This window comes from Kribbella sp. CA-253562, from assembly GCF_050942265.1.
In the GTDB taxonomy this organism is placed as follows: domain Bacteria; phylum Actinomycetota; class Actinomycetes; order Propionibacteriales; family Kribbellaceae; genus Kribbella.
Genome location: NZ_CP192049.1, coordinates 570,096 through 594,104, shown reverse-complemented (window position 1 = coordinate 594,104; position 24,009 = coordinate 570,096). Strand labels below are relative to the sequence as shown.

Here is a 24,009-nt window from a genome sequence, read left to right as displayed (position 1 = left end):
CCAGTGATCCGAACGCTGCTGACGCTACCTCCCGATCTCACGTTCTGTATCTACTCAGCTACTCTTTGAGACGCAACCGCGAGCGAGCTTTAACTCTTCCGCAATGCGCCCCGGTGGTACCGGATTTGACGAAACCGCCGCCTGGCTGGGATGGCCACACCAGGTAGCCGCAGGCAACGATCGGTACGCCCCCGGAGCAGGTTGGAAATTGGCAACGTTTTACCCTGCGGTGGGTAAAAGTCTTCACAAAGTCTTCTTCGAGTGCCAAGGTGATCCGGCAGTTTCTCCCCCGCAAGCCCTGCAAGGAGTCCTCCTGATGCGATCCATCAAGCGTGTGATCCCGCCGGCCGCCCTGGGCGTGGCCGCCGCGGTGCTGCTGACCGGCTGTCTGGGGTCGTCGGACTCCGGCGGCGGCGACCAGGACGCGAACCGCAACGCCGACGCGAAGAAGGTCGAGCTGGTGATCGGCGCCAACTCGGTCAAGGGCGGCAAGAACAGCGCCGGCGCGACCTTCACCTCCGACGTGCTGATCCCGAAGTTCGTCGAGGCGCAGAAGGCCAAGGGCGTCGACGTCACCGTCCGCTTCGAGGGTGACGGCTCCGACGACGAGGTCTACAAACAGAAGCTCGCGCTCAGCCTGTCGAACAAGGCCGGCCCCGACCTGATGAACATCGACGGCATCTGGGTCGGCGAGTTCGCCCAGGCCGGCTACGTCAAGCCGCTCACCGACACCGTCGGCGACGCCGCCAAGGTGGACGACTGGGACGGCTGGAAGCAGATCCCCGAGTCGGTCCAGCAGCTCGGCAGCTTCGAGGGCAAGCGGTACGGCGTACCGGCCGGGACCGACGGGCGGGTGCTCTACTTCAACAAGAAGCTGTTCGCGCAGGCCGGCCTGCCGGCCGACTGGCAGCCGAAGTCGTGGGACGACATCATCGCCGCCGGCCAGAAGCTCAAGCAGCTGCCCGGCGTGACCCCGATCCAGATCAACGGCGGCACCGCGATGGGCGAGGCCACCTCGATGCAGGGCGTACTGCCGCTGCTGGTCGGCACCGGCGCGACCGTCAACACCGACGGCAAGTGGCTCGGCAACACTGCTCAGCTCCGCCAGGTGCTGGACTTCTACAAGCAGATCTACGGCGGCGGCCTGGGTGACCCGGTGCTGCAGCGCGAGGCCAAGGGCCGGGACAAGTCGTTCGCCGAGTTCGCCGCGAACAAGATCGGCATCCTGGCCGAGGGCGACTACTTCTGGCGCAGCGTGGTGGAGCCCAAGGAGGGTGTCGCCAAGATGGCCGACCGCGACGCCGCCGTCGGCTACGCGCTCATCCCGGCGGTCAAGCCCGGCGCCGGCGTCAAGGGCCAGGACTTCGTCTCGATGTCGGGCGGCGGTGTGGTCGCGATCAACCCGAACACGAAGTTCCCGCAGCAAGCCTGGGAGCTGCTGCAGTTCATGAACTCCGCCGAGATGGTCGAGGCCGGCCTGAACGGCGCCGCGAAGATCACCCAGCGCACCGACGTCAACGCCAAGGTGCTGGCCGGTGATCCGATGCTGAACTTCGTCGCCACCAAGGTGCTGCCGCTGACCCAGTACCGGCCGGGCCTGGCCGAGTACCCGAAGATCTCGGCGGCGCTGCAGCAGGCGACCGCGGACGTGATCGGCGGCAAGTCCACCGCCGACGCGGCCAAGGCGTACCAGACCGCGGTCGAGGCCGCCGCGGGTGGCAAGGACAAGGTCACCAGCAACTGATGGCGGCCACCAGTGAACCCGTGCCGGGCCGCCCGGCACGGGTCCGCGGGCCGGCCCAGGACGTCGCGGGACTCGGCGTCGGCCGGGCCCTCGGCTTCGTCGCGCCGGCCCTGCTGCTGATCGGGGCGTTCCTGGTCTTCCCGGCGGTCTGGACGATCTACATCGGCATCACGAACTACCGGCTCACCGGGGTCGAGGCCGTCTCGCCGTCGATCATCGGCCTGGAGAACTACACCAAGGCGCTCAACGACGCCCTGTTCCACAACGCGTTGTGGCTGACGCTGCTGTTCGTGCTCGGCTCGGCGATCATCGGCCAGAACATTCTCGGCTTCGCGCTGGCCTGGACGATGCGCAAGGCCCGCCCGGCGGTCCGGCGTACGGTCGAGGGGCTGGTGCTGCTGGCCTGGATCCTGCCGTCGACCGTGGTCGCGTACCTGTGGATCGCGTTCTTCGACCGCGACACCGGCACGCTGAACAGCATCCTCGGCACCCAGGGCACGGCCTGGCTGATCGACTACCCGATGGTCTGCCTGGTGCTGTTCAACACCTGGCGCGGTACGGCGTTCTCGATGATGCTCTACTCGTCGGCGCTGCAGGCGGTGCCGCCGTCGCAATTGGAGTCGGCCCGGATGGTCGGGGCCTCGGGTTGGCAGACCCTGCGCGACGTCGTGTTCCCGCACATCCGGGGCCACGTACTGACCAACACGCTGCTGATCTCGCTGTGGACCGCGAACGACTTCTCGCCGTTCCTGCTCACCAAGGGCGGCCCGAACCACGAGTCCGAGACCGTGCCGGTCTACATCTACAACGTCGCGCTGCAAGGTGGTGAGCTCGGCTACTCGTCGGCGATCTCGTTCCTGCTGCTGATCGCGAACCTGCTGGTCGCGCTGCTCTACCTGCGACTGCTGAGGAGGCGCTCGTGAACCCGGCGGCCCCCGCCGGATTGAGGAGGCGCTCGTGAGCCCGGCGTACGTCGTACGGCGGATCGGCTTCTACGTGCTGATCTGCGCGATCACGCTGTTCTTCGCGGTCCCGATGCTGTGGATCGCCTCCGCGCCGTTCGACGCCTCCCCCGGCCTCGGCGTGCGCTGGCCGGACTGGACGCTGGACAACGTCCGCAAGACGCTCGACCACCCGTACGCGTTGCACTCGATGGTGAACTCGCTGCTGATCTGCGTGACGACGGCCGTCGCGGTGACCGCGTTCGCCGCGCTGGCGTCGTACGCGCTGTCGCGGGTGCGGATCCCGGGCCGTGACGCCTTGCTGTACGGGCTCCTGTTGCTGTCGTCAGTGGTCACCGGGACGGCGGCGATGGTGCCGATCTTCGTGATGATGTTCCAGCTCGGGCTGATCGACTCGCGCTTCGGCGTCGCGCTGGTGATGACCGGCGGCTTGTTGCCCGCGGCAATCTTCATCCTGAAGGACTTCGTCGACGCCGTCCCGAAGTCGTACGAGGAGTCCGCGCGGGTGTTCGGCGCGTCCACCGGACAGATCCTGCGCGACGTGGTGCTGCCGGTCGCCCGGCCCGGTCTGGCCACCATCCTGGTCTGGGCGTTTGTGAACTCGTGGGGCAACTTCCTGGTGCCCTTCCTGCTGATCCGGTCGATCGACAAGCAGCCCGGCGCGGTGCTGCTGCAGACCTTCACCGACGAGGGCGGCAGCGCCAACCTCTCGGTGATCCCGGTCTTCTCGCTGCTGTTCTCGATCCCGGTCGTCGTGCTGTACCTGTTGGTGAACTCGAGGTACGGGTTCCGCTTCCATGGAGGAATCAAGAGCTGATGGCCGGCATCGACATCGAAGGTCTGGCAACTGTCTACCCGAACGGCGTCCGCGCCGTCGACGGGCTCGACCTGAGCGTGGCCGACGGCGAGTTCTTCGCGCTGCTCGGCCCGTCCGGGTGCGGCAAGACGACGCTGCTGCGCACGATCGCCGGCCTGGAGAACGCCTCGGAGGGAACGGTCCGGATCGACGGCACCGACGTGACCCGCCTGGAACCGGGCAAGCGCGGCGTCGCGATGGTCTTCCAGGACTACGCGTTGTTCCCGCACATGACGGTGTCGGAGAACATCACCTATCCGTTGAAGGTCCGCCGGGTCGCCGCGGCCACCCGGACATCGGTCGCGGAGCGGACGTCCGGTGAGCTGTCGCTGCAGGGATTGCTCGAGCGTCGGCCCGGGCAACTGTCCGGTGGCCAGCAGCAGCGGGTCGCGCTGGCTCGGGCGATCGCGTCGGAAGGCAAGGTGCTGCTGCTGGACGAGCCGCTGTCGAACCTCGACGCCCGGCTGCGGCTGGAAGCGCGCACGTTCCTGAAGAAGCTCCAGCGTGATCTGGGGATCACCACGGTGTTCGTCACGCACGACCAGGCCGAGGCGCTCGCCCTGGCGGACAAGATCGCGGTGATGCAGACCGGCAAGCTGGTCCAGCTCGGCTCGCCGCGGGAGGTTTTCGCGCGGCCGTCGAACACGTTCGTCGCGAACTTCATCGGCTCGACGCCGATGAACCTGCTGGACGGGGTAGTGGGAGCCACAGACGGGGCGGCGGCCGACGGTACGTCGTCCGGGGTGGTGGAGGTCGCGGGCGGACGGTTGCCTGCGGCTACTGGTTCGGTTCCGGCAGGCGCGAAGGTCACCGTGGGCGTCCGCCCCGAGTACCTGGTGCTCTCGACCGGCACTCCGTCCGGCCCGTCCATCCGGGGAACCGTGGTCGTCGCGGAGAACCTGGGCACCTCGTCGCTGGTCTCCGTCGACTGCGCCGGCACGCTGATCGGCGTCACCGTGCCTGAAGAAGAGGAACCGGCTCCCGGCACGCCAGTGGTGCTCACTGCCCCGGTGCAGCGCGTCCTCCTGTACGACACGGACTCAGGGGAACTGCTCGCCCGCCAGCCCAACGCGGTGCGTGCTTGATGGCTGTCACCTCCTTCACGCGGCGGTGGACTTTGGACGACCGGGCGGAGTCGGTCTGGCACTCGCTGCCGGTCGACATACCGCCCGGGTGTGAGGGTCTGCTGGTCACGCTGACGGTGCCCGACGTCGACGGTGTGGTGATCGACATCGGCTGCGAAGGCGCTGATGGCTGGCGCGGCTGGTCGGGCGGTGCGCGGCGAACGTTCGCGATCACCCCGACCGCGGCGACGCCCGGGTACGTCGCCGGCGAACTCGAGCCCGGGACGTGGTGGGTCGTGCTCGGTCTCCACCGGCTCCCGGTCGAGGGCGCCGAACTGGTGGTCGAGGCGACAACCGGCCCGGTCTCCGTCGTACCGGGCCTGGCCGAGTACGCCGCCGCAACGGAAGCGGTCGCCGTACCGGCTCGCCCGCCTCGCCGAACGCTCCCGTCAGCCGACGGTCTGCGCTGGGTCGCCGGCGACTTCCATGCCCACTCGCTCCACTCCGACGGCTCAACGCCGATCGCGAACTTGGCGTCATTGGGAGTATCAGCCGGCCTGGACGTGCTCGCCTGCACGGACCACAACACCGAGGCGCACCACCTGGAACTGCCCTCGGTCGGCCGGCGTTTCGGCATCGGGCTGATCCCCGGACAGGAGGTCACCACCGAGTCGGGCCACGCGAACGCGTTCGGCGGGATCGGTGTGATCGACTTCCGCCGCCCGGCCGCCGAGTGGGTGAAGGAGGTTGCGGGTCGCGGCGGTCTGCTGTCGATCAACCATCCGTTGGGCGGCGATTGCTCCTGGCGCCAGCCACTCGGTACGGCGCATCCGCCGCTCGCCGAGATTTGGCACTCCTCCTGGCTCGACCGTCGCTGGGGTGGCCCGATCGCGTGGTGGGAGGCGTGGGGCCTGTCGACGACCACGCCCATCGGCGGCAGTGACTGGCACAACCCCTCGTCGCTGTCCTTGCCCGGAGCACCTACCACGTGGATCGCCGTCGACGCCTCCGCCGAGGGCCCGGACGAGCTGGTGCCCGCCGTACTGGAGGGTCTGGCGGCTGGTCGTACGTCGGTGTCGGCTGGCTACAACGCGCCGGTGCTCCTACGCAACGGCGACGAGTTCGTCGTACTGGGTGCGCCGAACACCGTGCTCATCGCGCCCGACGGCACTCGCCGAGCAATCCGCTCGGACGCGGAGACGCTGCCGGCCGAACAGTCCGGCGGCCACGTGCTCGCGACCCACACCGGCGAGTTCGTTGCTGTATCGCACTGAGGTCCGCGAGCGCGACGGGGTGGGTGGGTCGCGATCTGGTCGCAATCTGGTAGAGATACCGCGTTGATCTGGACGCCGTCCGCCGGACGGATCCATGATCTTGCACCGAAGTCCTGCTCATCCTCCCGGACGCACTTCCCCGGCGCCCGGACGGAACACCGGAGGCTCGTTTGCCCGACCGCATCCGGCTGCTGCTGGTCGACGACCAGATCCTCAGCCGAGGCGTCCTCAGAAGCGGCCTGGAACGCGAACGGGACCTCGAGATCGTCGCCGAGCTGAAGCGCTCCGACGACGTCGTCGCGGCCGCCAAACACCACCGCGCGAACATCGCCCTGCTCGACGCCGCCGGTTCGGGCCACGACAGCATCACCGTCACCACCCAGCTGCGGACGTCGATGCCCGAGTGCCGCGTCGTCATGCTCACCACCTACGGCCGCCCCGGCCATCTGCGCCGCGGCCTCGAAGCCGGCGCCAAGGGCTTCGCGCTGAAGAACAGCCCCGCTCCCCAGCTCGCCGACGCCGTCCGCCGGGTCCACCTCGGCCTGCGCGTCGTCGACGCCAACCTCGCCGCCGAAACCCTGCACTACACCGAAACCCCGCTCACCGAAGGCGAAACCACCACCCTGCGCGCCGCCCGCGAAGGCGGCACCGTCGCCGCGATGGCCGACAAACTCGCCGTCTCCGAACGCGTCGTCCGCACCCGCCTGTGGTCCGCCATCGGCAAAACCGGCGCCCGCACCCGCGCCGACGCGATCAGAATCGCCGAACACAACGGCTGGCTCTACGACTGACTCCCGGCGCTCGATCCTCGTCACTGGCCGATGAACCGGTTGCTGCGCGATCATGCGTCATGGATTCCCACTGGTTGACCATGCCCCGGCCGGTACTGTCCACGGTCGTCGGTGTGCCGGTGGCCCTGATCGCCGGACTCGGCGTCGCTCCTTTCGCGCCCGTTCTCCTGGCGGTGAGCATCGGCGTACTGGTGGGCGCACTGTCGGCCGGATTGGCCGACAGCCACGCCGGAACTCAACGCGAGCAGCTCCGGGCAGTAGCAGGCGAACTCCCGTTGCCGATCCAGTTGGCCGCGTACCGGGCCACTCGCCGCGGCCCAGTCCCCGATGATCCGGAGGTCAAAGCAGCCGCGGTCAAGATCGCCAGGCATCAACTAGCGCTCACCCCTGACCGAAACGCCACGTATCCGCTGATCCTCCTCGGCGGCGGCGTCGCCCCCGCCGCCATCGCAGCAACCACCCGCGACAACCCCCTGACCCCAGTACTGCTGCTACTCACCGCGATGAGCGTCCTGTGCGCGCTGACCGCGCTGATCCAGCCCGTCTTGTCAACCAAACGCCTCCGCTCTCGCCTGCTCGCCCTGCAAACCGCGACAGATCCCGTCGCCCCCGCCGCCGACGGCCCCTAACCCGCGGGCAAACCCCACGCCGGACCGCCTCGCCGGCCCACTCCACCAGGCGACGCCAACATGTGGCCGCCAAACCCGGCGCAGCGCGACAGCGAAGAGCCACCATCACCACCAGGCACCTGCTTGACCATCCACGTCCTCGCGACGGCCGAGGACGCCCATCGCAGAACGAACGGCGCGACCGCGCCCCAACCACCTCGCAGACAGTCGACAAGCGCATCGAGGTTCCAGCCGAAGTACCCACCGGGCCCGTTGACGGCTTCACCGATCGCACAGTAGAACCCGTCCTCATCGAAGACGTACCGACCGCCCAGGACGAACTCGTGACCAGCTGAAGCGGCTTCGACGGACCGCTGGAGATCACCCACGCCGCCAGCCCCCGCGCATCGCGGTTGTGCGCTCCATTCACCGCCGCATCGACGATGCCTGCTATACCTACGGCGTGACAGCTGCCCAAACGCCTGTGATCGCCGGGACGGTCGGATCGCTGCTCGGCAAGACTGCGGCGGCCTGGCGTGCACCTGAGTTCGGGCTGTCGGCTGCGGACCGGCTCGTCGTCACGTTCAGCGATGGCAGCGCCGCGTTCGTCAAAGGGGCGACGACCGACGAGACCGCGGACTGGCTGCGCAACGAGCACCGGATCCTCGATCACCTGCGCGGCGCCAGCCTCGCCCCCGAGGTTCTCGGCTGGCAGGACGACGGCACCGGACAGCCGTTGCTGGTGACGGAGGACCTGTCCACCGCCTACTGGCCCGCGGCCGGCGCCGAGAATCCGGGCGGCGGCACGTCGACGGTCTGGCGACCCGGCGACATCGACGTTCTCCACCGCACGCTCAACCGATTGCGTCGAGCGCCGCTCCCTGCCGATCTGCCGCGGACAACCAGCTGGCCGGGACCCCAGTGGCCGCGCGTGATCGAGCTGGCCGACCAGCTTGTCGACGTCGGTGTCGTCATCCCCGGTTGGCTCGAGGCAAACGCCGAGACCCTGACCGCCGTCGACGCAGAGGCGGACACCGCTCTCGAGCTCGGTGCATCCCTGGTGCACGGCGACGTCCGCAGCGACAACCTGTGCATCCTCGACATCGCTGGCGAGCGCGAAGGTCGCCTCGTCGACTGGTCGCACGCCGGCGCCGGCCACGAGTTGCACGACCTCGTGCAGTTGCTTCCCACGCTTCACCTGGAGGGCGGTCCGCCGCCGTGGCAGGTGTGCACCGAACCCGCACCCCTCATCGCCAGGCTCGCAGGGCCGTCGCTGCAGCGCGCCTGCGTGAGCGAGCAGCCAGATTGGCTCCGTCACGTGTTCATCACCCTCGCCTCGATCAACCTGAAGTGGCTGGCAGCGGCCCTCGGACTGCCACTGCCCGTGCCGGATCAGCACACGCCCAATTGACGCCGGATGGCGGCGGGTGCTCGGCGTGATGCTCTGGGTCAGCACCGGCAGGACTGCTCTGGTTCCAGACTCGCTTCGACTCACTCCGATCCTGGTTCCTACCTGAGTGGGCTACGAGGGCGACCCTGCGATCGCGTCATGAGCCGGGCGACGGGGTTGCACGGCATAGAACTCCCGTCGCTCCGCCTCTCCGCCCGTCGGGGTCCACGGGCCCACCGAAGCTCGATCTCCGCTTGTCGATTCCCGGTCCGACTCGTCATTCATCGCCGAGGCGGGAATGGAGCCAGTTGGGGCCGGTGGTGGCGGCTCCTAGGGGTTCTACTCGGGCTCGGAGGCCTCGGTCGGCGGTTACTACGGTGATTTCGCGGGTGGGGGTTTCGGCGAACGCGGCGGTTACGGCTTCGACGATCGCGTCGTCGCCGGAGCGTGGGGCCTGGACGACCTGGAAGTTGGGCGTGGGGGTGGCGGCGTCTGCGGCGGGGCGGGCTGCTCCTTCGAGGATGACGGTGATGTCGGTGTCGGCGCCTGGGCCTTGGTGGTACTCGGCCAGGCTGGTGAGGAGGCGTCGGGCTGCGCCGGCTCGGTCCTTCCACCAGCCGTCGGGGCGGGAGCCGATGACGTTTGCTGCGTCGACGACCAGGAGGGGGCGGGAGCCGGACGAGTCCGGGGAGCCGGACGGCTGGGCTGTATCGAAGACCGGGGGTTGGAAGACGGGGGTGGTGGGGTCCGGGGTCGTCACCTGATCAGTTTGCTCCCTCGGTGGGCTCGTCGGTGGGACCTGCTCGGGCTGTGGTGGTCAGCGTGGGGGCGCCAAGGACTCCCAGGTCCAACTGGACGGCGACTTTGACGGTGGCTGTCTCGTGGGTGAGGGTGCAGGTCGTCAACGCGGCCCGGTTGGCGGTCGCTACATGTCGGCCGATCGCGCAGGGGTCTTGAGAACCGGACTGGATCGCCTGGGCGGTGCTCAACGCGGTGAGGTCCGCGGCGGCGTTGGCTCGGTGCGTGGCCAGTGAGATCGCTGACCAGAAGGTTGCGAGAGTTCCGGCGGCGAGTAGGAGCAGGGCGGTCCACAGGACCAGGAGCGTTGCACCACCTTGCTCGTTGGAGGGTTTGGTCATTGCTGGCCTGGTTCGGTCTGAAGGGTGGCTTGGGCTGTAAGCGGGATGGTGGGCAGCGCGGCGAAGAGCGGCCAGTCGAGGTCGCGGTCGGCTTTGACGGTCACCTGGACCTCGCCGTTGGTGGTGAGGATGTCGATGGTGGCGTCCTTCGGGGCGGCTCGGCGGCCGATGGTTCGGGCTGTGTCCTCGGTTTCTCCTCGGGCGACGGCGCGGGCCACATCGCGGGCGGCGTCGATGCAGCGGATGTTGGTGATGACGAGGCCGACGGCCCACACTCCGGCGACGATCGTGGCCATCAGGACGGGGAAGAGCAGGGCCAGCTCGGCGGTCACGGTGCCGTGTTCGGTAGGTCGGCGGGAGCGGGCCAAGGGACCGGTGCGTCGGCGGGAACGGGGCAAGGGACCGATACGTCGGTGGGGTGGGTTCATGGGCTCGGGGTGGGCGAGCCGGCCCGGACCTCGCGGTCCGGGCCGGTGCGCGTCAGACCTGGACGCCTTCGACGCCGGCGGACTGCAAAGCCCAGTTGATGATTGCCTTGAGCACCGACATCATCGCGTCGGACTTCAGCAAGGTGATCAGGATGCCGCCGAAGCCGCAGGCGGCGACCATGCCGACGGCGTACTCGGCGGTGGTCGCGCCGCGCTCGGAGCGTCGGCGGCGGAGGACGGCAAGCTGATGGGACATGAGGGGTTCTCCTGATCTGCGACCGGACTGTCCGGACGGCTTACTGACAAGATGCCGTGGCCGGAAGCCTTGTACAGAAGGAGTTTTCGGGCTGGGGACAACTCAGCCAAGGGCATCGAGACGGGCGAGTTGCACGTCGGTCAGGCGCAGATCAGCGGCCTGGGTGTTCTCGACCAGGTGGGCCTCGGAACTCGTGCCGGGGATCGGAAGGATCACGGGTGAGCGGTGAAGGAGCCAGGCCAGCGAGAGTTGTGCCGGGGTGGCGCCGGCTTCGGCCGCGACCTCGCCGAGGAGCTGCGAGGGATGGGCGCCGCCTGCGATGGGAAGCCAAGGAATGAAGGCGATTCCCTCGGCTTCGCAGTACTTGAGGACGTCGTCATGCGTGCGATCCGTCAGGTTGTAACGGTTCTGGACGCTGACGACGTCGATGTGACGACGGGCTGTTCTCAGTTGGTCGACGGTGACCTCGGAGAGGCCGATGTGGCGGACCTTTCCTTCGGCCTGGAGCTGCGCGAGGGCACCCAGTTGATCCTCCAGTGGCACCGACGGATCGATGCGATGGAGCTGCAGCAGGTCGAGACGGTCTACGCGCAGGCGGCGGAGTGACAGTTCGGCCGCCTGGCGGAGGTACTCGGGACGGCCGACGGGCGTCCACTCCCCCGGCGACGGGCGGGTGTGGCCGATCTTGGTGGCGATCACCAGCCCGTCGGCGTACGGGTGCAGGGCTTCGGCGAGCAGTTCCTCGTTGGCGCCGAGGCCGTACGCGTCGGCGGTGTCGATGAAATCGATGCCGAGCTCGACGGCCCGGCGGGCGACGCGGATCGCCGCACTGCGGTCCGCGGCGGGACGGTAGCCGGTGAGTCGCATCGCACCGAAGCCGAGACGCCGGACGGTGAGATCGCCGACGCGAGTGGTCGGAGTGGTCATCTGAAGGGTCCTCCCATGCTGTGGTCGTTTCAGGGTGCGGTGGCGATGGCGCGATGCCGAAATGATTTAGGCAGGGCTGAATCGAGGGACACGCATGCTGACGATCACCTTCACCGTCGAGGATTTGGCGCGGACCCGCTTGGCGGTGTCGCCGTTGTGGGAAGTGGTCGCGAGCGTGCGACTGCTGAAGACTCCGCGCGCACAGCACTTCCATCGGCGGTGGGCGAGGGAAACCACGGCGCGGATCGCACGCGAGCGGCTCGAGCTGGGGCTGCTCTTCGATCTGGTCGATCCGGCGAGTTGGTACACCCCGGACTTCCTCACTCCTTCGCCGGCGGCTCCGGTGCCGGATCTGGCGGCTGACCTCGGGACGTTGTCGCGGGTGGCGGTGGAGGAGGTTCGGGCGGACCTCGATGTCGTCGCGTATGCGCGGACGCACCCGGTCGGGTCGCTGGCCGACGCTGCACTGCCACGGAGATTGCCGCGGGCACGGGCGGCGGAGCTGCCGTCGGACGCGGTGCGTTCGCTGTACGCCGAACCCGAAGCCGGGATCGAGCAATTGGCCGAGCAGGTGCAGGCGTACTGGGACGTGGCGATCGCGCCGTACTGGGGGCGGATCCGGGCGCTGCTCGAGGGAGATCTGCTGTATCGCGCGCGGCGGTTGGGACAGGGCGGACCGGCCGGATTGTTCGAGGATCTGGACTCGGCGGTGCGGTGGAGGCAGGGCGCGTTGCGGATCAGGCACCGGCGGTTCCACGGCGTACGGGAACTGGCTGGTGAGGGGCTACTGCTGACGCCGTCGGCGTTCGTGTGGCCGACGGTTTACTCGACCACGATCCCGCCGTGGCAACCGTCGTTGACCTACCCGGCGCGTGGAGTCGCGGCGATCTGGGACGAGTCGGTACGGCGTGCGCCGGCTGGGGTCGTCGGTGTGCTCGGGCGGTCTCGGGCGGAGGTGCTTGTGCAGCTGGACGTTCCTCGGTCGACGACGGAACTGGCGGGGCGGGTCGGGCTGACGGCGGGTGGGGTGTCGCAGCATCTCGGTGCGCTGCGGTCTGCCGGGTTGGTGACGGGGCATCGGGTGGGGCGGTTGGTCTTGTACGCGCGGACGAGTGTGGCGGAGGCGTTGCTGGGCGCCGGCGAGGGCGGGTAGCTGAGTGGGGTTATGGGCTCAGGTCGGTGAAGACGTTGGTGAACGTGGTGGCGATCGTGGGGACGACGCCGAGCAGGACGAAAGCGGGGAGGAAGCAAAGGCCTAGCGGGAGGACCGAGCGGGTTTCGACGGCTCGGGACTGTTCTTCGGCGGTCCAGCGGCGGGACTGGCGGAGGTCGGTGGATTGGGACTCGAGGGTCTTCGCCAGTGGGGCGCCGGAGCGGAGGGCTCGTTGGACCGCTCGGGCGAAGGGGGCGCAGGTGGGTTCTGCGCGGAGGACGGACCAGGCGTCGATGGGGTCGGTGCCGAGGTCGAGGCGGTGTTCGAGTTCGGCGAAGAGGGCGGCGAGGGGGCCGTCGATGGCTTGGCCGACGGTGGCGATGGCGGCTTGGGGTGGACGGCCGGCTCGTAGGCAGGCAGCTAGGAGGTCGACGGCCAGCGGGAGGTCGGCGGCGAGGCATGCGTTGCGTTTGCGGGTGGCGGCGGGTTCGAGTCGGCTGAGGAGGATCGGGGTGGCGAGGTAGATCGCGAGGGCGGGGGCTGCGCTCCAGGGGATGGGGAAGAGGAGAAGGCAGGCGGCTGCGGCGAGGGTTGCGGCTAGGCGGTGGAGGCGGCGGGTGCGGGTGGGGACTGGGCGGGGTTTCAGGCGGTTGGTCAGGCGGCGGTAGGGCGAGTGAGTGTGTGTCGGGTGCTGCCGGAGGCGGCGGGGACCGCGGCGGCCGCGGGTGAGGAGGGCTGCGGCGATGGCTGCGCAGATGGCGGCCATCGTCGGTGAGGGCGTGGCGGTGGTGAACATGTGACTCCCGGGGTGGAGCTAGGTGGTTATGCGGCCGGACACGGTTGGCGTGGGCTGAGGTCGCGGCGGCCGGAGGTCAGTGCGTGGGTGGGAGGGATGTGCCGCGGGATGAGCGGAGCGGACGGGAAGGATCTGCCGCTGGATGACCGGAGCGGATCGGAGGGATCTGACGCGGGGCGGGGCGGAGCGGAAAGGACGTGCCGTATAGACGGGCCTTGTGGTTATGGGGATTTGGCGAGGTGGTTGGTCCAGTGGAGGCCGGTTAGGGAGAGGGCTAGGCCTGCGGTTAGGCAGGCGGCGCCGGGGAGGGTGCTGGTGAGGAAGGTGAGGGGGTCGGCGCCGAGGGCGTAGCCGAGGAGGGTGCCGAAGAGGGGGAGGGCGGTGAGGAGGCGGGCTGTGGTTCGCGCGCCGGCGAGGTTGGTGGTGATTTGGCGGTGGAGGGCTTCTTCGGCGCGCAGGGACGTGGTGAGGCGGTCGATGATGGTGGCCAGGGCGGCGCCGGAGTGGTCGGCGACCTGCCAGGCGGCGGCCAGGGGTTTGAGGGGCTCTGCGCCGGGGGTTTCGGCGGCCAGGTGGAGGACGGCGGGGACATCGCCGCCGAGGCGGGCGGCGGCGGCTGCGGGGCGGAGGTCGGGGCAGGCCTCGGCTGCGCCTTCGAGGGCTTCCTGGGGTGGGCGACCGGCGGTGAGGTCGGCGGCAAGGATGTCGCAGGCCTCGATGATCTGGGATCGCTTTCGGGTGGTCTGGGTCTGATGGCGTGATTTGGCGCGTTGGGTGAGGACGACGGTGAGGATCGTGGCCACGGCGACCGTGGTCACGACTGCGGGCGGGCCGAGGGAGAGGCCGATGCCTAGGGCAACGATCGTGGCGAGGGCGAGTGGGACGAGTCTGCGGCGGGCTGATCGGGCGAGGTGGGCGGCGCTGGTGGAGCCGCGGGCCGGCGTGGTGAGGCGGTGCAGGGCGCGGCCTCGGCGGGGGAAGACGGTGAGGACGGCGAGCAGGGTGAGCGCGGCGGAGAGGAGGGCGTGGTTCATGCTGCGGCGCCTGAGAGGAGGTGGGTGAGCTGAGGGGCGCCGGTGTCGAGTTCGACGGTGCCTTGGCGGGTGAAGTGGACGGCGGGGTGAGTGGTGACGGAACCGTTGGGGGCGCGGGCGATCACTCGGATCTCCGCGATGCGGCGGAGGCCGGTGCGGTCTCTGGTGAGGTGGATGACGGCGTGGAGGGCTGAGGAGACTTGGCTGTGGACCGCTTGCGGGGTCAGGCCGGCCAGGGCACCGAGGGCCTCCAGGCGGGCGGGGACGTCGGCGGCGGAGTTCGCGTGGACCGTGCCGCAGCCGCCTTCGTGGCCGGTGTTGAGCGCGTTGAGGAGGTCGATGACTTCGGCGCCTCGCACCTCGCCGACGACTAGTCGATCAGGGCGCATGCGGAGGGCTTGGCGGACCAGGTCTCGCAGGGTGATTTCGCCGGAGCCTTCGACGTTGGGTGGGCGGGACTCCAGGCGGATGACGTGCGGATGGTCGGGGCGTAGCTCGCTGGCGTCTTCGACGATGACGAGGCGTTCCGTGCTGGCGGTGGAGGACAGCAACGAGTTGAGCAAGGTTGTCTTCCCGGTGCCGGTGCCTCCGCTGATCAGGAACGCCAGGCGGGCGTCGAGCAGGTCGCGGAAGACGGCGATCCCCGTTGGCGGAAGAGAGCCGGCGGCGACGAGGTCCTCGAGGCGGAGGACTTTGCGGGAGGGGACGCGGAGGGACAGGCAGGTGCCAGGGGAAGCGATCGGGGCCAGTACGGCGTGGAAGCGGGTGCCGTCGGGGAGCCGGACGTCGACGTACGGCGTGGAGTCGTCGAGGCGGCGGCCTGCCGCGGCGGCCAGGCGGGTGGCGAGGCGGCGGACGGAAGCTTCGTCGCCGGTGCGGAGATGGATGCGTTCGAGGCCGGTTCCGCGGTCGACGTAGACCTCGTTGGGGCCGTTGACCAGGACGTCGGTGATCCCGGGTTCGGTGAGCAGGCGGTCGAGGGGTCCGGCGCCGATCGCTTCGCGGCGGAGGGCTTCGACGACTTCGAGCACGGTGGAGTCGCCGAAGACACTGCCGTCGGCGCGGAGGGCTGCCGCGACGCGGGCCGGCGTCGGCTCGGCGCCTTGTGCGGCGAGGGTGCCGCGGACGCGGTCGAGCAACTCTGTCGAGACGGTCATGCTGGAGGCAGCCCTTCGGAAGCGTCGCGGGGGTCGGTCGAGATGGTCATGGGGCGGGTGATCGGTGGCGACCGGAGCGGGTCGACGGGGTCATGGGGCGGGCGATCGGTGGCGACCGGAGTGGGTCGACGGGGTCATGCCGCGAGGAGTCCGTAGAGGCCGAAGAGGTCGAGTAGTTCGCCTGCTGTGCGGCCCAGGACGCCGCGGGGGCGGGGGTCGAAGCGGCCTTGGTCCATCAGGGCGGGGAGTTCGCGGTCGAAGCGGAGTTTGGCGGCCAAGGGCAACGACAGGTGGTGGGCGACGTCCACGGCGGAGAGTCCGCCCAGGCCGGGTTCGCGGGCGACCACGCGGAGGTCGGTGGCGACTTCGCGGAGCGGTCTGACCAGGCGGGCTGCCGCGGCGCAGGAACGGACGTCGCGGGGGACGACCAGGAACGTGGCGGTCGAGCGGACGAACGCCTCCTCCGCGGCGGGGTCGGCTCGGCGTGGGAGGTCGACCACGACCAGGTCGCTGCTGCGTTGGGCTGCGCCGAGGACGGATCGCATCGCTTCTGGCGGAAGCGTGGTGACGTCGGAGCGGTCCCAGGACAGGACGGCAAGGCCGTCGACGGTGGGCAGGGCGGCGCGGAGGGCGGCGGCACTGACTCGGCCGGCGGCGTTGAGGAGGTCCGGCCAGCGCGCACCGCTGCCCGTCTCGCTGCCCAAGGCGAGGTCGATGCCACCGCCGAGGGGGTCGCCGTCGATCAGCATCGTGCGGACTCCGCGACGGCTTGCGGTCACGGCGACGGCCGCGGCCAGGGTGGTCGCGCCGGCGCCGCCGCAGCCGCCGACGAACGCGAATGTCGCCGCTGCTCGCACTCCCCCGTCCAAGGTGTCGGCCAGGCGGTCACCCAGTGCGGCTTCGTCGCCTGGGAGGAGATAGACGCCTTCGGCACCGATTGTCAGGGCTCGGCGGAAGATGGTGCCGTCGTCGAGGGTCGGGACAATTGAGCGGTCGCGCTGGTCCGGTGAAGTCGTTGAGGGCGATAGAGGCGAGCGGTCACGCGGCCCCGAGAAGGCCGTCTCCGAACCCGCCACGATGACGCCCGGGCGGCGTACTGGTTGGGTGCGGGCGAAGGGATCGACGAGGTCTTGGCCTACCACCACCAAGGCGGCGGTCTGCCAGTGGCGACGGAGGCCGAGCAGGTCTTTTTCGACCTGTGGGGCCACCTCGGCCGCGGCGGCCAGGCGGAGCAGATCGTCGAGCAGCATCTCGTCGGCGGTGGCCAGCAGGACCGGCGCCGGCGGCAGTGAGGTCTCCATGCCTACAAGGTGCCGGGAAACTGTGGTCGCGCCGCAGGCAACCGGAATCGCTGTGGACAAAGGGGTCTGGCGGGTTTCCGTCAGCAGCGGCTATCCGCCAGCACGAGCCGGAGACCGGCGGGCCGGCAGGAGTTACCGTTCCTTTCGAAGCGTCTTTAACTAATCGTCCCCAGACCGCTTCCCGCTGGACACCCGTGCACTGCCTCAGCTCCGGAGGACCGCCCATGAGTCGACTGCGAATACTCGCCACCACGGCGACAGTCGCCGCCACCGCCCTGATCGCCGCCGCCGGGATCTCGGTCGCCACCGCGTTACCACCCGCCGCCCCCGCCGCACCGCAGGCCACCAGCGGGGGCGTGAAGACGGCGTACTTCGCCCAGTGGGGGATCTACGCGAACGCGTTCTACCCCAAGAACCTGGCCACCACCGGCGCCGCCGCGAAACTGGACTTCGTCAACTACGCGTTCGCCAACATCCACCCGACCAGCCACACCTGCTTCATGGCGAACAAGGCCGCCTCGCAGAACGAGAACGACCCGAACGCCGGTGACGGCGCGGGGGACGCGTTCGCCGACTACGGCAAGTCCTACGGCGCCGACATCAGCGTGGACGGCGTCGGCGACGTCTGGAACCAGCCGATCCAGGGCAACTTCAACCAGCTGAAGAAGCTGAAGGCGCGCTACCCCAACCTGAAGATCCTGATCTCGATCGGCGGCTGGACGTACTCCAAGTACTTCTCCGACGCTGCCTCCACCGACGCCAAGCGCAAGGCCTTCGTCAGCTCCTGCGTGGACATGTTCCTGAAGGGCAACCTGCCGGTGGTCGACGGCTTCGGCGGCCCGGGCAGCGCGGCCGGGATCTTCGACGGCATCGACATCGACTGGGAGTACCCCGGGTCGCCGAACGGCCACGTCGGCAACCACCACAGCCCGGCCGACAAGCAGAACTTCACCCTGCTGCTGGCCGAGCTCCGTGCGCAGCTCGATGCCTATGGCAACAGTGTTGGACGGAAGATGTGGCTGACCGCCGCCACTCCGGCCGGCCAGGACAAGATCGCCACGATCGAGACGAACAAGATCGGTCAGTACCTCGACTACAACAACGTGATGACGTACGACATGCACGGCGGCTGGGACGCCACCGGGCCGACCAACTTCCAGGACCCGCTCTACCCGGCACCGGACGACCCCAGTACGCCGATCCCGCCGGGCACCGCCAAGTACTCGATCGACGGCGCGGTGAAGGCCTGGACCACCGGCGACCCGGCCTACGGCATCCCGGGCGGCTTCCCGGCGAACAAGCTGACGATCGGTTATCCCTTCTATTACAGGGGATGGAAGGGAGTTCCGGCCACGGCGAACGGCAAGTACCAGCCCGCCACCGGTCCGGCCGACGGCAACGCGGCCAGCGGTAACGTGCCGGGCGTCTCGTTCTACAAGGAGCTCGTCGGCTTCGTCGACAACCCGGCGTACAGCTTCTTCGACGAGGCCACGAAGGCGTCGTGGTTCTATCGCAACGGCACCTTCTGGACCGGTGACAACGCCCGGTCGATCAAGGCGAAGGCCGATTACCAGCACTGCAACGGGCTGGCCGGCGCGATGATGTACTCGATGGAGGCGCTCGACCCGGGCGTGACGTTGTTCAACGCGGTGGTCGACGCGGTCAACGCGAGTACCCCCGGCTGCAGCGGCCCGAACCCGACGCCCACCCCGACCCCGACGCCCACGCCAACTCCCACGCCGACGCCGACGCCCACCCCGACGCCGACTCCCACCCCCACGCCAACCCCGACGCCTCCGACCGCGACCCCCTGGGCTCCGGGTACGGCGTACGCCACCGGCGCGCTGGTCTCGTACAACGGCGTCACCTACCGCTGCATCCAGGGCCACACCGCCCTGGCCGGCTGGGAACCGCCCAACGTCCCCGCCCTGTGGGGAAAGGTCTGAGGAGCATCATGAAACCCAAACGTCTTTCGGTGGCACTGGCCGCCGCGGCAGCACTCGTCGTCTCCTTCCTGGTCGCTCCGGCGGCCCAGGCCGCACCGGTCACCGCGGCCTTCACCAAGGTGTCGGACTGGGGCAGCGGCTTCGAAGGGAAGGTGACCGTCACCAACGGCACCGGCAGCCCGCTCAGCACCTGGTCGATCGCCCTCGACTTCCCGTCCGGCTACTCGGTCAGCAGCTCCTGGGACGCCACGCGGTCCAGCAGCGGTCAGACCCACACATTCACTCCGCCCAGCTGGGCCGGGCCACTCGCTCCCGGAGCCAGCGTCACTTTCGGCTTCAACGGTAGCCCGGGCAACTTCCCGGGCCTGGCGGCCTGCCGGCTCAACGGCGGATCGTGCAGCGGCGGTGGCGGCGGCACAGTGCCCGGTGCGCCATCAGGACTGACCGGTACGCCGGCCGCAACCTCGATCAGCCTCTCCTGGTCCGCGGCCGCCAACGCCACGAGCTACAACGTCTACCGCAACGGCACGAAGGTCGGCAGCCCGACCGGTACGTCGTACACGGACTCCGGCCTGACGGCGAACACGACCTACAGCTACCAGGTCAGCGCGTCCAACAGCGTCGGCGAAGGCGCCAAGAGCGGCACTCTCTCGGTCAAGACCACCACAGGCGGCGGCAACGAGAACCCGGCCCGCCGGGCAGCGCCGTACCTCTACATGGGCTGGGGCAGCCCGCCGAGCCCGACCACGGTCATGAACGCCACCGGGGTCAAGTGGTTCACGATGGCCTTCATCCTGTCGTCCGGCGGCTGCAACCCCGCCTGGGACGGCGCCCGCCCGCTGCAGGGTAGTGCCGACGCCACGGCGATCGCCCAGATCCGCGCGGCCGGCGGTGACATCGTGCCGTCGATCGGCGGCTGGAGCGGCAACAAGCTCGGCCCGAACTGCAGTACGCCGGAAGCCCTGGCCGGCGCCTACCAGCAGGTGATCAACGCCTACAACCTGAAGGCGATCGACGTCGACATCGAGAACAGCGACGAGTTCGAGAACGAGGTCGTGCAGGACCGGATCCTGACCGCGCTGAAGATCGTCAAGCAGAACAATCCAGGCATCCAGACGATCCTGACCTTCGGTACCTCGACCAGCGGCCCGAACTACTACGGCAACCGGCTGATCGAGCGGGCCGCGGCGCTCGGCGCGAACATCGACGTCTTCACGCTGATGCCGTTCGACTTCGGCAGCAGCAACATCGCCAACGACACCGTGAACGCCTCCGTCGGCCTGAACAACAAGCTCAAGGCCGTCTTCGGCTGGACCACCGCGCAGGCCTACGCCCACCAGGGCATCTCGGGTATGAACGGCCTGTCCGACCAGCAGGAGCTGACCACCACCCAGACCTGGCAGACCATCACGAACTGGGCCAAGAGCAACGGTCTGGCCCGGCTGGCGTTCTGGTCGGTCAACCGGGACCGCGGTTGTGCCGGCGGCGGAGTCGTCGCGCACTGCAGCGGCATCGGTCAGCCGGACTGGGAGTTCACCCGGATCACCGCCGGGTTCTGAGTCCGAGCAGACCGTTCCGCACCGGGGCAGGAGAGAGGCACTCTTCGGCCCCGGTGCGGCGGTTCCGGCCGGGCCTGATCTGGGGAGACCGCGAGCCCGGCCGTGCTCGGGTGAACCACCTCGCCAGCCTCACAGCACCCGTTACCGGCGGCAACGGTCTTGCAGCTTCCTGCGAGGCGAGAATCTGCCTTTTCGGAACCCCGGCCGCTGGCTCGCCGTGGCTACGCTGGCTGACATGACACAGATCCACCTGCGGTACTACGGCGAGCTGGCCGCTGACAGCACCGGTACGACGGACCAACGGTCGCCGCTGGTACTACTGCACGGGCTCGGTTTCGACCGGCGCCAATGGGGTCCGCTGCTCAAGGAGCTCGCAGTGCTCGACCCTGGCCGCCGGACCGTCGCCTTCGACCTGCCGGGTCATCTGGACTCCCCCGGACGCTCGTCGTACGACCTAGGCGACGTCGCCGACGTCCTGCACCAGGCGGTCGTCGAGGCCGGGCTCTCTGCTCCGCTGCTGGTCGGCCACTCGATCAGCGGAGTGCTCGCGACGATCTACGCCGCCAAGTACCGGACGAGTGGTGTGGTCAACATCGACCAGCCGCTCGTGGTCGGCCCCTTCAAGGACGTGCTGGCCAAGCTGGAGCCGACGCTGCGCAGCCCGGCGTACGGCGAGGTGTGGGAGACCATGCTCGCGGGGATGCACATCGACCAACTTCCGCAGGAGGCGCAGACGCTGGTCCATGCGTCCACCCGGCCCAGCCAGGAGATTCTGCTCGGCTACTGGCGTGAGGTGATGGAGACTCCGGCCGACGTGCTCCGGGCCGCGCGCGAGGCGGACCTGCAGGCGATCCAGGTGCCGTACGACTACGTCACGAGCGACGAGCCGAGGCCGGCGTACCGGCAGTGGCTCGAGACGCATCGGCCGAACGCGCGGATCACCGTGCTCCCCGGGAGTGGGCACTTCCCGCATCTGGCTCACCCGGGCGAGCTGGCGAAGTTGCTGGCCGGCTGAGCCTCGACGAACGACCGGAACCGCTCAGCTGCCGGTGACAGCGTCCCGTGCAGTCGCCAGCTGAGCCCGATGTCCCGACGAGCCCGTACGCCGGCCAACGGCACCGGCGTCGCTCCACTCTCCGTCCCGCGGACCGCTCCCCCGGGCAGAACGGCGACGCCGAGGCCCGCACCGACCAGCCGGTCAATGGTGGTGAGGTCGGTCGACTCGAACGCCACCGACGGGGTGAACCCGGCGGCCTGACACAGCTCGTCGGTGAGCCTGCGGAACCCGAAGTCCGGCCGTAGACCGATGAACGGCTCGGCCGCCGCCTCGGCCAGATTGATCCGCTGCCGCCCGGCGAACGCATGTCCGGGCGGCACGTACAGGCACAGCCGCTGACGCTGGAGCAGATGCCAGCCGAAGCGCGAAGCATCCGGCCGTGGCCCGGTGATGGCCAACTCGGAGTCCCCCGACTCGAGGTCGTGCACGATGTCGTGCGACGCCTGCTCGCGCAGCGCGAACCGGATCGCCGGAGCGACCGCGCGGAACGCCGTCAGCAGGTCCGGTACGACGCCCGTCGCGACCGAGTGCAGGAACGCCAGCCGCACGGTTCCCGACTCGGGATCGACCAGTGCGTCGATCCGCTGCCGCGCCGCGTCGACCGCCGCCGTACCGGCCCGGGCTGCTTCCAGCACGATCCGGCCGTACGGGTTGAGCCGCAGCCCCCGGTGCTCGCGCTCGAACAGCGGGACCCCGAACGCCGCCTCGACCCGGCGCAGCGAGCGCGACAGATTCGGCTGACTCGTACCCAAGGCCGCCGCGGCCGCGGTCAGGTGCTCCGCCTCGCCCAGCACCACGAACCAGCGCAGATCATCCACATGCATGCACAGATCGTATCGATTACCGCCGAGACAGACATTTTACGTATGCCAGAACCTCTGGCACCGTCGACAGCGTGCAGACCTCGACGGTGACGGGCCATCGCCCGGGCAGTGCCGGGTACCGCAGGCTCTCCGTCGCTCTGTTCGCCGCCGGTCTGGCCACTTTCGCGATGCTCTACAGCACCCAGCCCCTGCTGCCCGAGTTGGCGACAGCCTTCGACGTCTCGGCCGGCCAGAGCGCGTTCAGCGTGTCGTTGGCCACACTCGGCCTGGGCGTCGCCCTCCTGATCGCCGGCCCCGCGTCGGAGGTGTTCGGCCGGACTAGGCTGATGCGCTGGTCGGTCGTCGCCGCCGCGGCCATCGCGGTCCTGTGCGCGTTCGCTCCGAACTGGCCGACCCTGCTCGCGCTCCGCGGCATGCAGGGCGTCGCACTGGCCGGACTCCCCGCCGTCGCGATGGCCTACCTGCGCGAAGAGGTCCACGAAGACAGCCACGCCCGAGCCAGCGGCCTCTACATCGCCGGTACGGCGGTCGGCGGCATGACCGGTCGCCTGATCGCCGGGGGCCTCGCCGACCTGGGCGGATGGCGTACGGCGCTCGGCGGGATCGCCGTCCTCGGTGTGGCCTGCGCGGTGCTGCTGATCGCGCTGCTTCCCGAGTCCCGGAACTTCACCGCGACGCCCGCCAGCCCGCGCAACCTGCTGGACCAGACAGGCAAGGTGCTGAAGGATCCAGCCCTGCTGATGCTCTACGCGATCGCGGCGACCGCGATGGGTGCGTTCGTCGCCGTCTACAACGCGAGCGGCTTCCGGTTCGCGGCGGCGCCGTACGAGCTGGGGCCTGGGCTGGCGAGCCTGGTCTTCGTGGTCTATCTGGTCGGTTCAGCCGCCTCAGCCACCGCCGGACGGCTGGCGGACAGCTACGGCCGACACCTGGTCGTACCGATCGGCTGTCTGGTCACGCTGGCCGGTGTGGCGATCACGCTGACGCACCAACTCGCCCTGATCGTCCTGGGGCTCGCCGTGATGACCGCCGGCTTCTTCGCAGTGCACGGTGTGGCCAGCGGGTGGGTCGCCGCCCGGGCACACGCGACCGGCGGCGGGACGGCGCAGGCCGCGAGTCTCTACCTGTTCGCCTACTACCTGGGCTCGTCGGTCTTCGGCGGCCTGGCCGGTGCTGCCTGGACACATGCCGCCTGGCCCGGCGTGACCGCGGAGGCCAGCGCGCTGTTCCTGCTCACGCTGATGCTGGCCCTGATGCTTCGGCACCGGGTGCGAAACTAGCTGAGTGACCAGAGCAACCGAAGCGGCCGACACCCTGGGACTGGCCTACGAGGAGACCCGGCACGGCCGGGTGAACTCGCTCGAGGAGGCCGCCGCCGCGCGCGGGATCGAGCCGGCCAAGCTGATCAAGACGATCGTGGTGCGGCTGGCCGACGACGACTACCGCTTCGTCCTGGTGCCCGGCGACCGGGAGATCGCCTGGCCCAAACTGCGGGCCCTGCTCGGGGTGAACCGGATCTCGATGCCCAGCGCGGACACCGCGCTCCAGGTGACCGGCTACGTCCGCGGCACGATCACCCCGCTCGGCAGCACGCACGACTGGCCGGTCGTCGCCGACGAGCGGATCACCGGGACGATCTCGATCGGCGGCGGCGACCACGGCGTCGGCCTGACCGTCGACGCCGAGGCGCTGCTCAAGGCCGTCAACGCCACGGTGGCCGACGTCACCGACTAGTCCTACGTC

At 69.4% G+C, this 24,009-nt stretch carries 25 protein-coding genes; 14 read left to right on the top strand and 11 right to left on the bottom strand.

Features of this window, described 5'->3' with window-relative positions:
- The first annotated feature begins 316 nt into the window (after positions 1-316).
- The 7 genes from ACQPXM_RS02910 (at position 317) to ACQPXM_RS02880 (ending at position 7,320) form a co-directional block, all read left to right on the top strand.
- Entirely contained in the window at positions 317-1,744 is a 1,428-nt protein-coding gene (locus ACQPXM_RS02910) for an extracellular solute-binding protein (protein ID WP_432944441.1), read from the top strand.
- Positions 1,744-2,667: a carbohydrate ABC transporter permease gene (locus tag ACQPXM_RS02905; protein WP_432944439.1), complete on the top strand. Its 924-nt coding sequence runs from the start codon at positions 1,744-1,746 to the stop codon at positions 2,665-2,667. Before ACQPXM_RS02910 ends, ACQPXM_RS02905 begins: the two co-directional genes overlap by 1 nt.
- Before the next feature lie 34 nt (positions 2,668-2,701).
- Positions 2,702-3,523: a carbohydrate ABC transporter permease gene (locus ACQPXM_RS02900; protein WP_432944437.1), complete on the top strand. Its 822-nt coding sequence runs from the start codon at positions 2,702-2,704 to the stop codon at positions 3,521-3,523.
- On the top strand, positions 3,523-4,647 hold the full coding sequence (locus tag ACQPXM_RS02895; protein ID WP_432944435.1) for an ABC transporter ATP-binding protein: 1,125 nt from the start codon (positions 3,523-3,525) through the stop codon (positions 4,645-4,647). Before ACQPXM_RS02900 ends, ACQPXM_RS02895 begins: the two co-directional genes overlap by 1 nt.
- Positions 4,647-5,900: a CehA/McbA family metallohydrolase gene (locus tag ACQPXM_RS02890; protein WP_432944433.1), complete on the top strand. Its 1,254-nt coding sequence runs from the start codon at positions 4,647-4,649 to the stop codon at positions 5,898-5,900. Before ACQPXM_RS02895 ends, ACQPXM_RS02890 begins: the two co-directional genes overlap by 1 nt.
- Positions 5,901-6,070: 170 nt before the next feature.
- Positions 6,071-6,691: a response regulator gene (locus ACQPXM_RS02885; RefSeq protein ID WP_432944431.1), complete on the top strand. Its 621-nt coding sequence runs from the start codon at positions 6,071-6,073 to the stop codon at positions 6,689-6,691.
- 80 nt (positions 6,692-6,771) lie between these two features.
- Complete coding sequence (locus ACQPXM_RS02880; RefSeq protein WP_432944429.1) at positions 6,772-7,320, top strand: hypothetical protein; 549 nt, start codon at positions 6,772-6,774, stop codon at positions 7,318-7,320.
- On the opposite strand, the gene ACQPXM_RS02875 is transcribed toward ACQPXM_RS02880, so the two are convergent.
- Entirely contained in the window at positions 7,317-7,688 is a 372-nt protein-coding gene (locus tag ACQPXM_RS02875; RefSeq protein WP_432944427.1) for a barstar family protein, read from the bottom strand. The genes ACQPXM_RS02880 and ACQPXM_RS02875 overlap by 4 nt on opposite strands.
- 26 nt (positions 7,689-7,714) lie before the next feature.
- Between ACQPXM_RS02875 and ACQPXM_RS02870 the strand changes: the two genes are divergently transcribed.
- Entirely contained in the window at positions 7,715-8,710 is a 996-nt protein-coding gene (locus ACQPXM_RS02870; RefSeq protein WP_432944425.1) for an aminoglycoside phosphotransferase family protein, read from the top strand.
- A gap of 256 nt (positions 8,711-8,966) precedes the next feature.
- On the opposite strand, the gene ACQPXM_RS02865 is transcribed toward ACQPXM_RS02870, so the two are convergent.
- From ACQPXM_RS02865 to ACQPXM_RS02845, 5 genes are all read right to left on the bottom strand, one after another.
- The gene (locus tag ACQPXM_RS02865; protein WP_432944423.1) at positions 8,967-9,449 is read right to left on the bottom strand and encodes a hypothetical protein; all 483 of its coding nucleotides are present in this window, start codon (positions 9,447-9,449) and stop codon (positions 8,967-8,969) included.
- A 4-nt stretch (positions 9,450-9,453) separates the two neighbouring features.
- A complete protein-coding gene (locus ACQPXM_RS02860; RefSeq protein WP_432944422.1) occupies positions 9,454-9,828 on the bottom strand; it encodes an Rv3654c family TadE-like protein in 375 nt (124 codons plus the stop codon).
- Positions 9,825-10,160, bottom strand: coding sequence for a TadE family type IV pilus minor pilin (locus tag ACQPXM_RS02855; RefSeq protein WP_432944420.1), 336 nt, complete (start codon positions 10,158-10,160; stop codon positions 9,825-9,827). The genes ACQPXM_RS02860 and ACQPXM_RS02855 overlap by 4 nt, the downstream gene beginning before the upstream one ends.
- Before the next feature lie 148 nt (positions 10,161-10,308).
- On the bottom strand, positions 10,309-10,512 hold the full coding sequence (locus tag ACQPXM_RS02850) for a DUF4244 domain-containing protein (RefSeq protein WP_432944418.1): 204 nt from the start codon (positions 10,510-10,512) through the stop codon (positions 10,309-10,311).
- 102 nt (positions 10,513-10,614) lie between these two features.
- Positions 10,615-11,439: an aldo/keto reductase gene (locus tag ACQPXM_RS02845; protein ID WP_432944416.1), complete on the bottom strand. Its 825-nt coding sequence runs from the start codon at positions 11,437-11,439 to the stop codon at positions 10,615-10,617.
- 94 nt (positions 11,440-11,533) lie between these two features.
- Here ACQPXM_RS02845 and ACQPXM_RS02840 point away from each other — a divergent pair, with 94 nt between their 5' ends.
- Complete coding sequence (locus tag ACQPXM_RS02840; protein ID WP_432944414.1) at positions 11,534-12,592, top strand: DUF5937 family protein; 1,059 nt, start codon at positions 11,534-11,536, stop codon at positions 12,590-12,592.
- Positions 12,593-12,602: 10 nt separating this feature from the next.
- Here ACQPXM_RS02840 and ACQPXM_RS02835 read toward each other — a convergent pair whose 3' ends face one another.
- From ACQPXM_RS02835 to ssd, 4 genes are all read right to left on the bottom strand, one after another.
- Entirely contained in the window at positions 12,603-13,388 is a 786-nt protein-coding gene (locus ACQPXM_RS02835) for a type II secretion system F family protein (protein ID WP_432944412.1), read from the bottom strand.
- Positions 13,389-13,609: 221 nt separating this feature from the next.
- Entirely contained in the window at positions 13,610-14,422 is an 813-nt protein-coding gene (locus ACQPXM_RS02830) for a type II secretion system F family protein (protein ID WP_432944410.1), read from the bottom strand.
- The gene (locus ACQPXM_RS02825) at positions 14,419-15,579 is read right to left on the bottom strand and encodes a TadA family conjugal transfer-associated ATPase (protein WP_432944408.1); all 1,161 of its coding nucleotides are present in this window, start codon (positions 15,577-15,579) and stop codon (positions 14,419-14,421) included. Before ACQPXM_RS02825 ends, ACQPXM_RS02830 begins: the two co-directional genes overlap by 4 nt.
- 134 nt (positions 15,580-15,713) lie before the next feature.
- Entirely contained in the window at positions 15,714-16,880 is a 1,167-nt protein-coding gene (gene ssd, locus ACQPXM_RS02820; protein ID WP_432944406.1) for a septum site-determining protein Ssd, read from the bottom strand.
- A gap of 224 nt (positions 16,881-17,104) precedes the next feature.
- Here ssd and ACQPXM_RS02815 point away from each other — a divergent pair, with 224 nt between their 5' ends.
- From ACQPXM_RS02815 to ACQPXM_RS02805, 3 genes are all read left to right on the top strand, one after another.
- Complete coding sequence (locus ACQPXM_RS02815) at positions 17,105-18,826, top strand: glycosyl hydrolase family 18 protein (protein ID WP_432944404.1); 1,722 nt, start codon at positions 17,105-17,107, stop codon at positions 18,824-18,826.
- Positions 18,827-18,834: 8 nt separating this feature from the next.
- On the top strand, positions 18,835-20,385 hold the full coding sequence (locus tag ACQPXM_RS02810) for a cellulose binding domain-containing protein (protein WP_432944402.1): 1,551 nt from the start codon (positions 18,835-18,837) through the stop codon (positions 20,383-20,385).
- A 235-nt stretch (positions 20,386-20,620) separates the two neighbouring features.
- Positions 20,621-21,400, top strand: coding sequence for an alpha/beta fold hydrolase (locus ACQPXM_RS02805; protein ID WP_432944400.1), 780 nt, complete (start codon positions 20,621-20,623; stop codon positions 21,398-21,400).
- Here ACQPXM_RS02805 and ACQPXM_RS02800 read toward each other — a convergent pair.
- Positions 21,364-22,266 carry a LysR family transcriptional regulator gene (locus tag ACQPXM_RS02800; RefSeq protein ID WP_432944398.1) on the bottom strand — a complete coding sequence of 301 codons (903 nt, stop codon included), beginning with the start codon at positions 22,264-22,266 and terminating at the stop codon, positions 21,364-21,366. The genes ACQPXM_RS02805 and ACQPXM_RS02800 overlap by 37 nt on opposite strands.
- Before the next feature lie 71 nt (positions 22,267-22,337).
- On the opposite strand from ACQPXM_RS02800, the gene ACQPXM_RS02795 reads away from it, so the two are divergent.
- Entirely contained in the window at positions 22,338-23,546 is a 1,209-nt protein-coding gene (locus ACQPXM_RS02795) for an MFS transporter (protein ID WP_432944396.1), read from the top strand.
- 4 nt (positions 23,547-23,550) lie between these two features.
- Entirely contained in the window at positions 23,551-24,000 is a 450-nt protein-coding gene (locus tag ACQPXM_RS02790; RefSeq protein WP_432944395.1) for an aminoacyl-tRNA deacylase, read from the top strand.
- Positions 24,001-24,009: the final 9 nt, after the last annotated feature.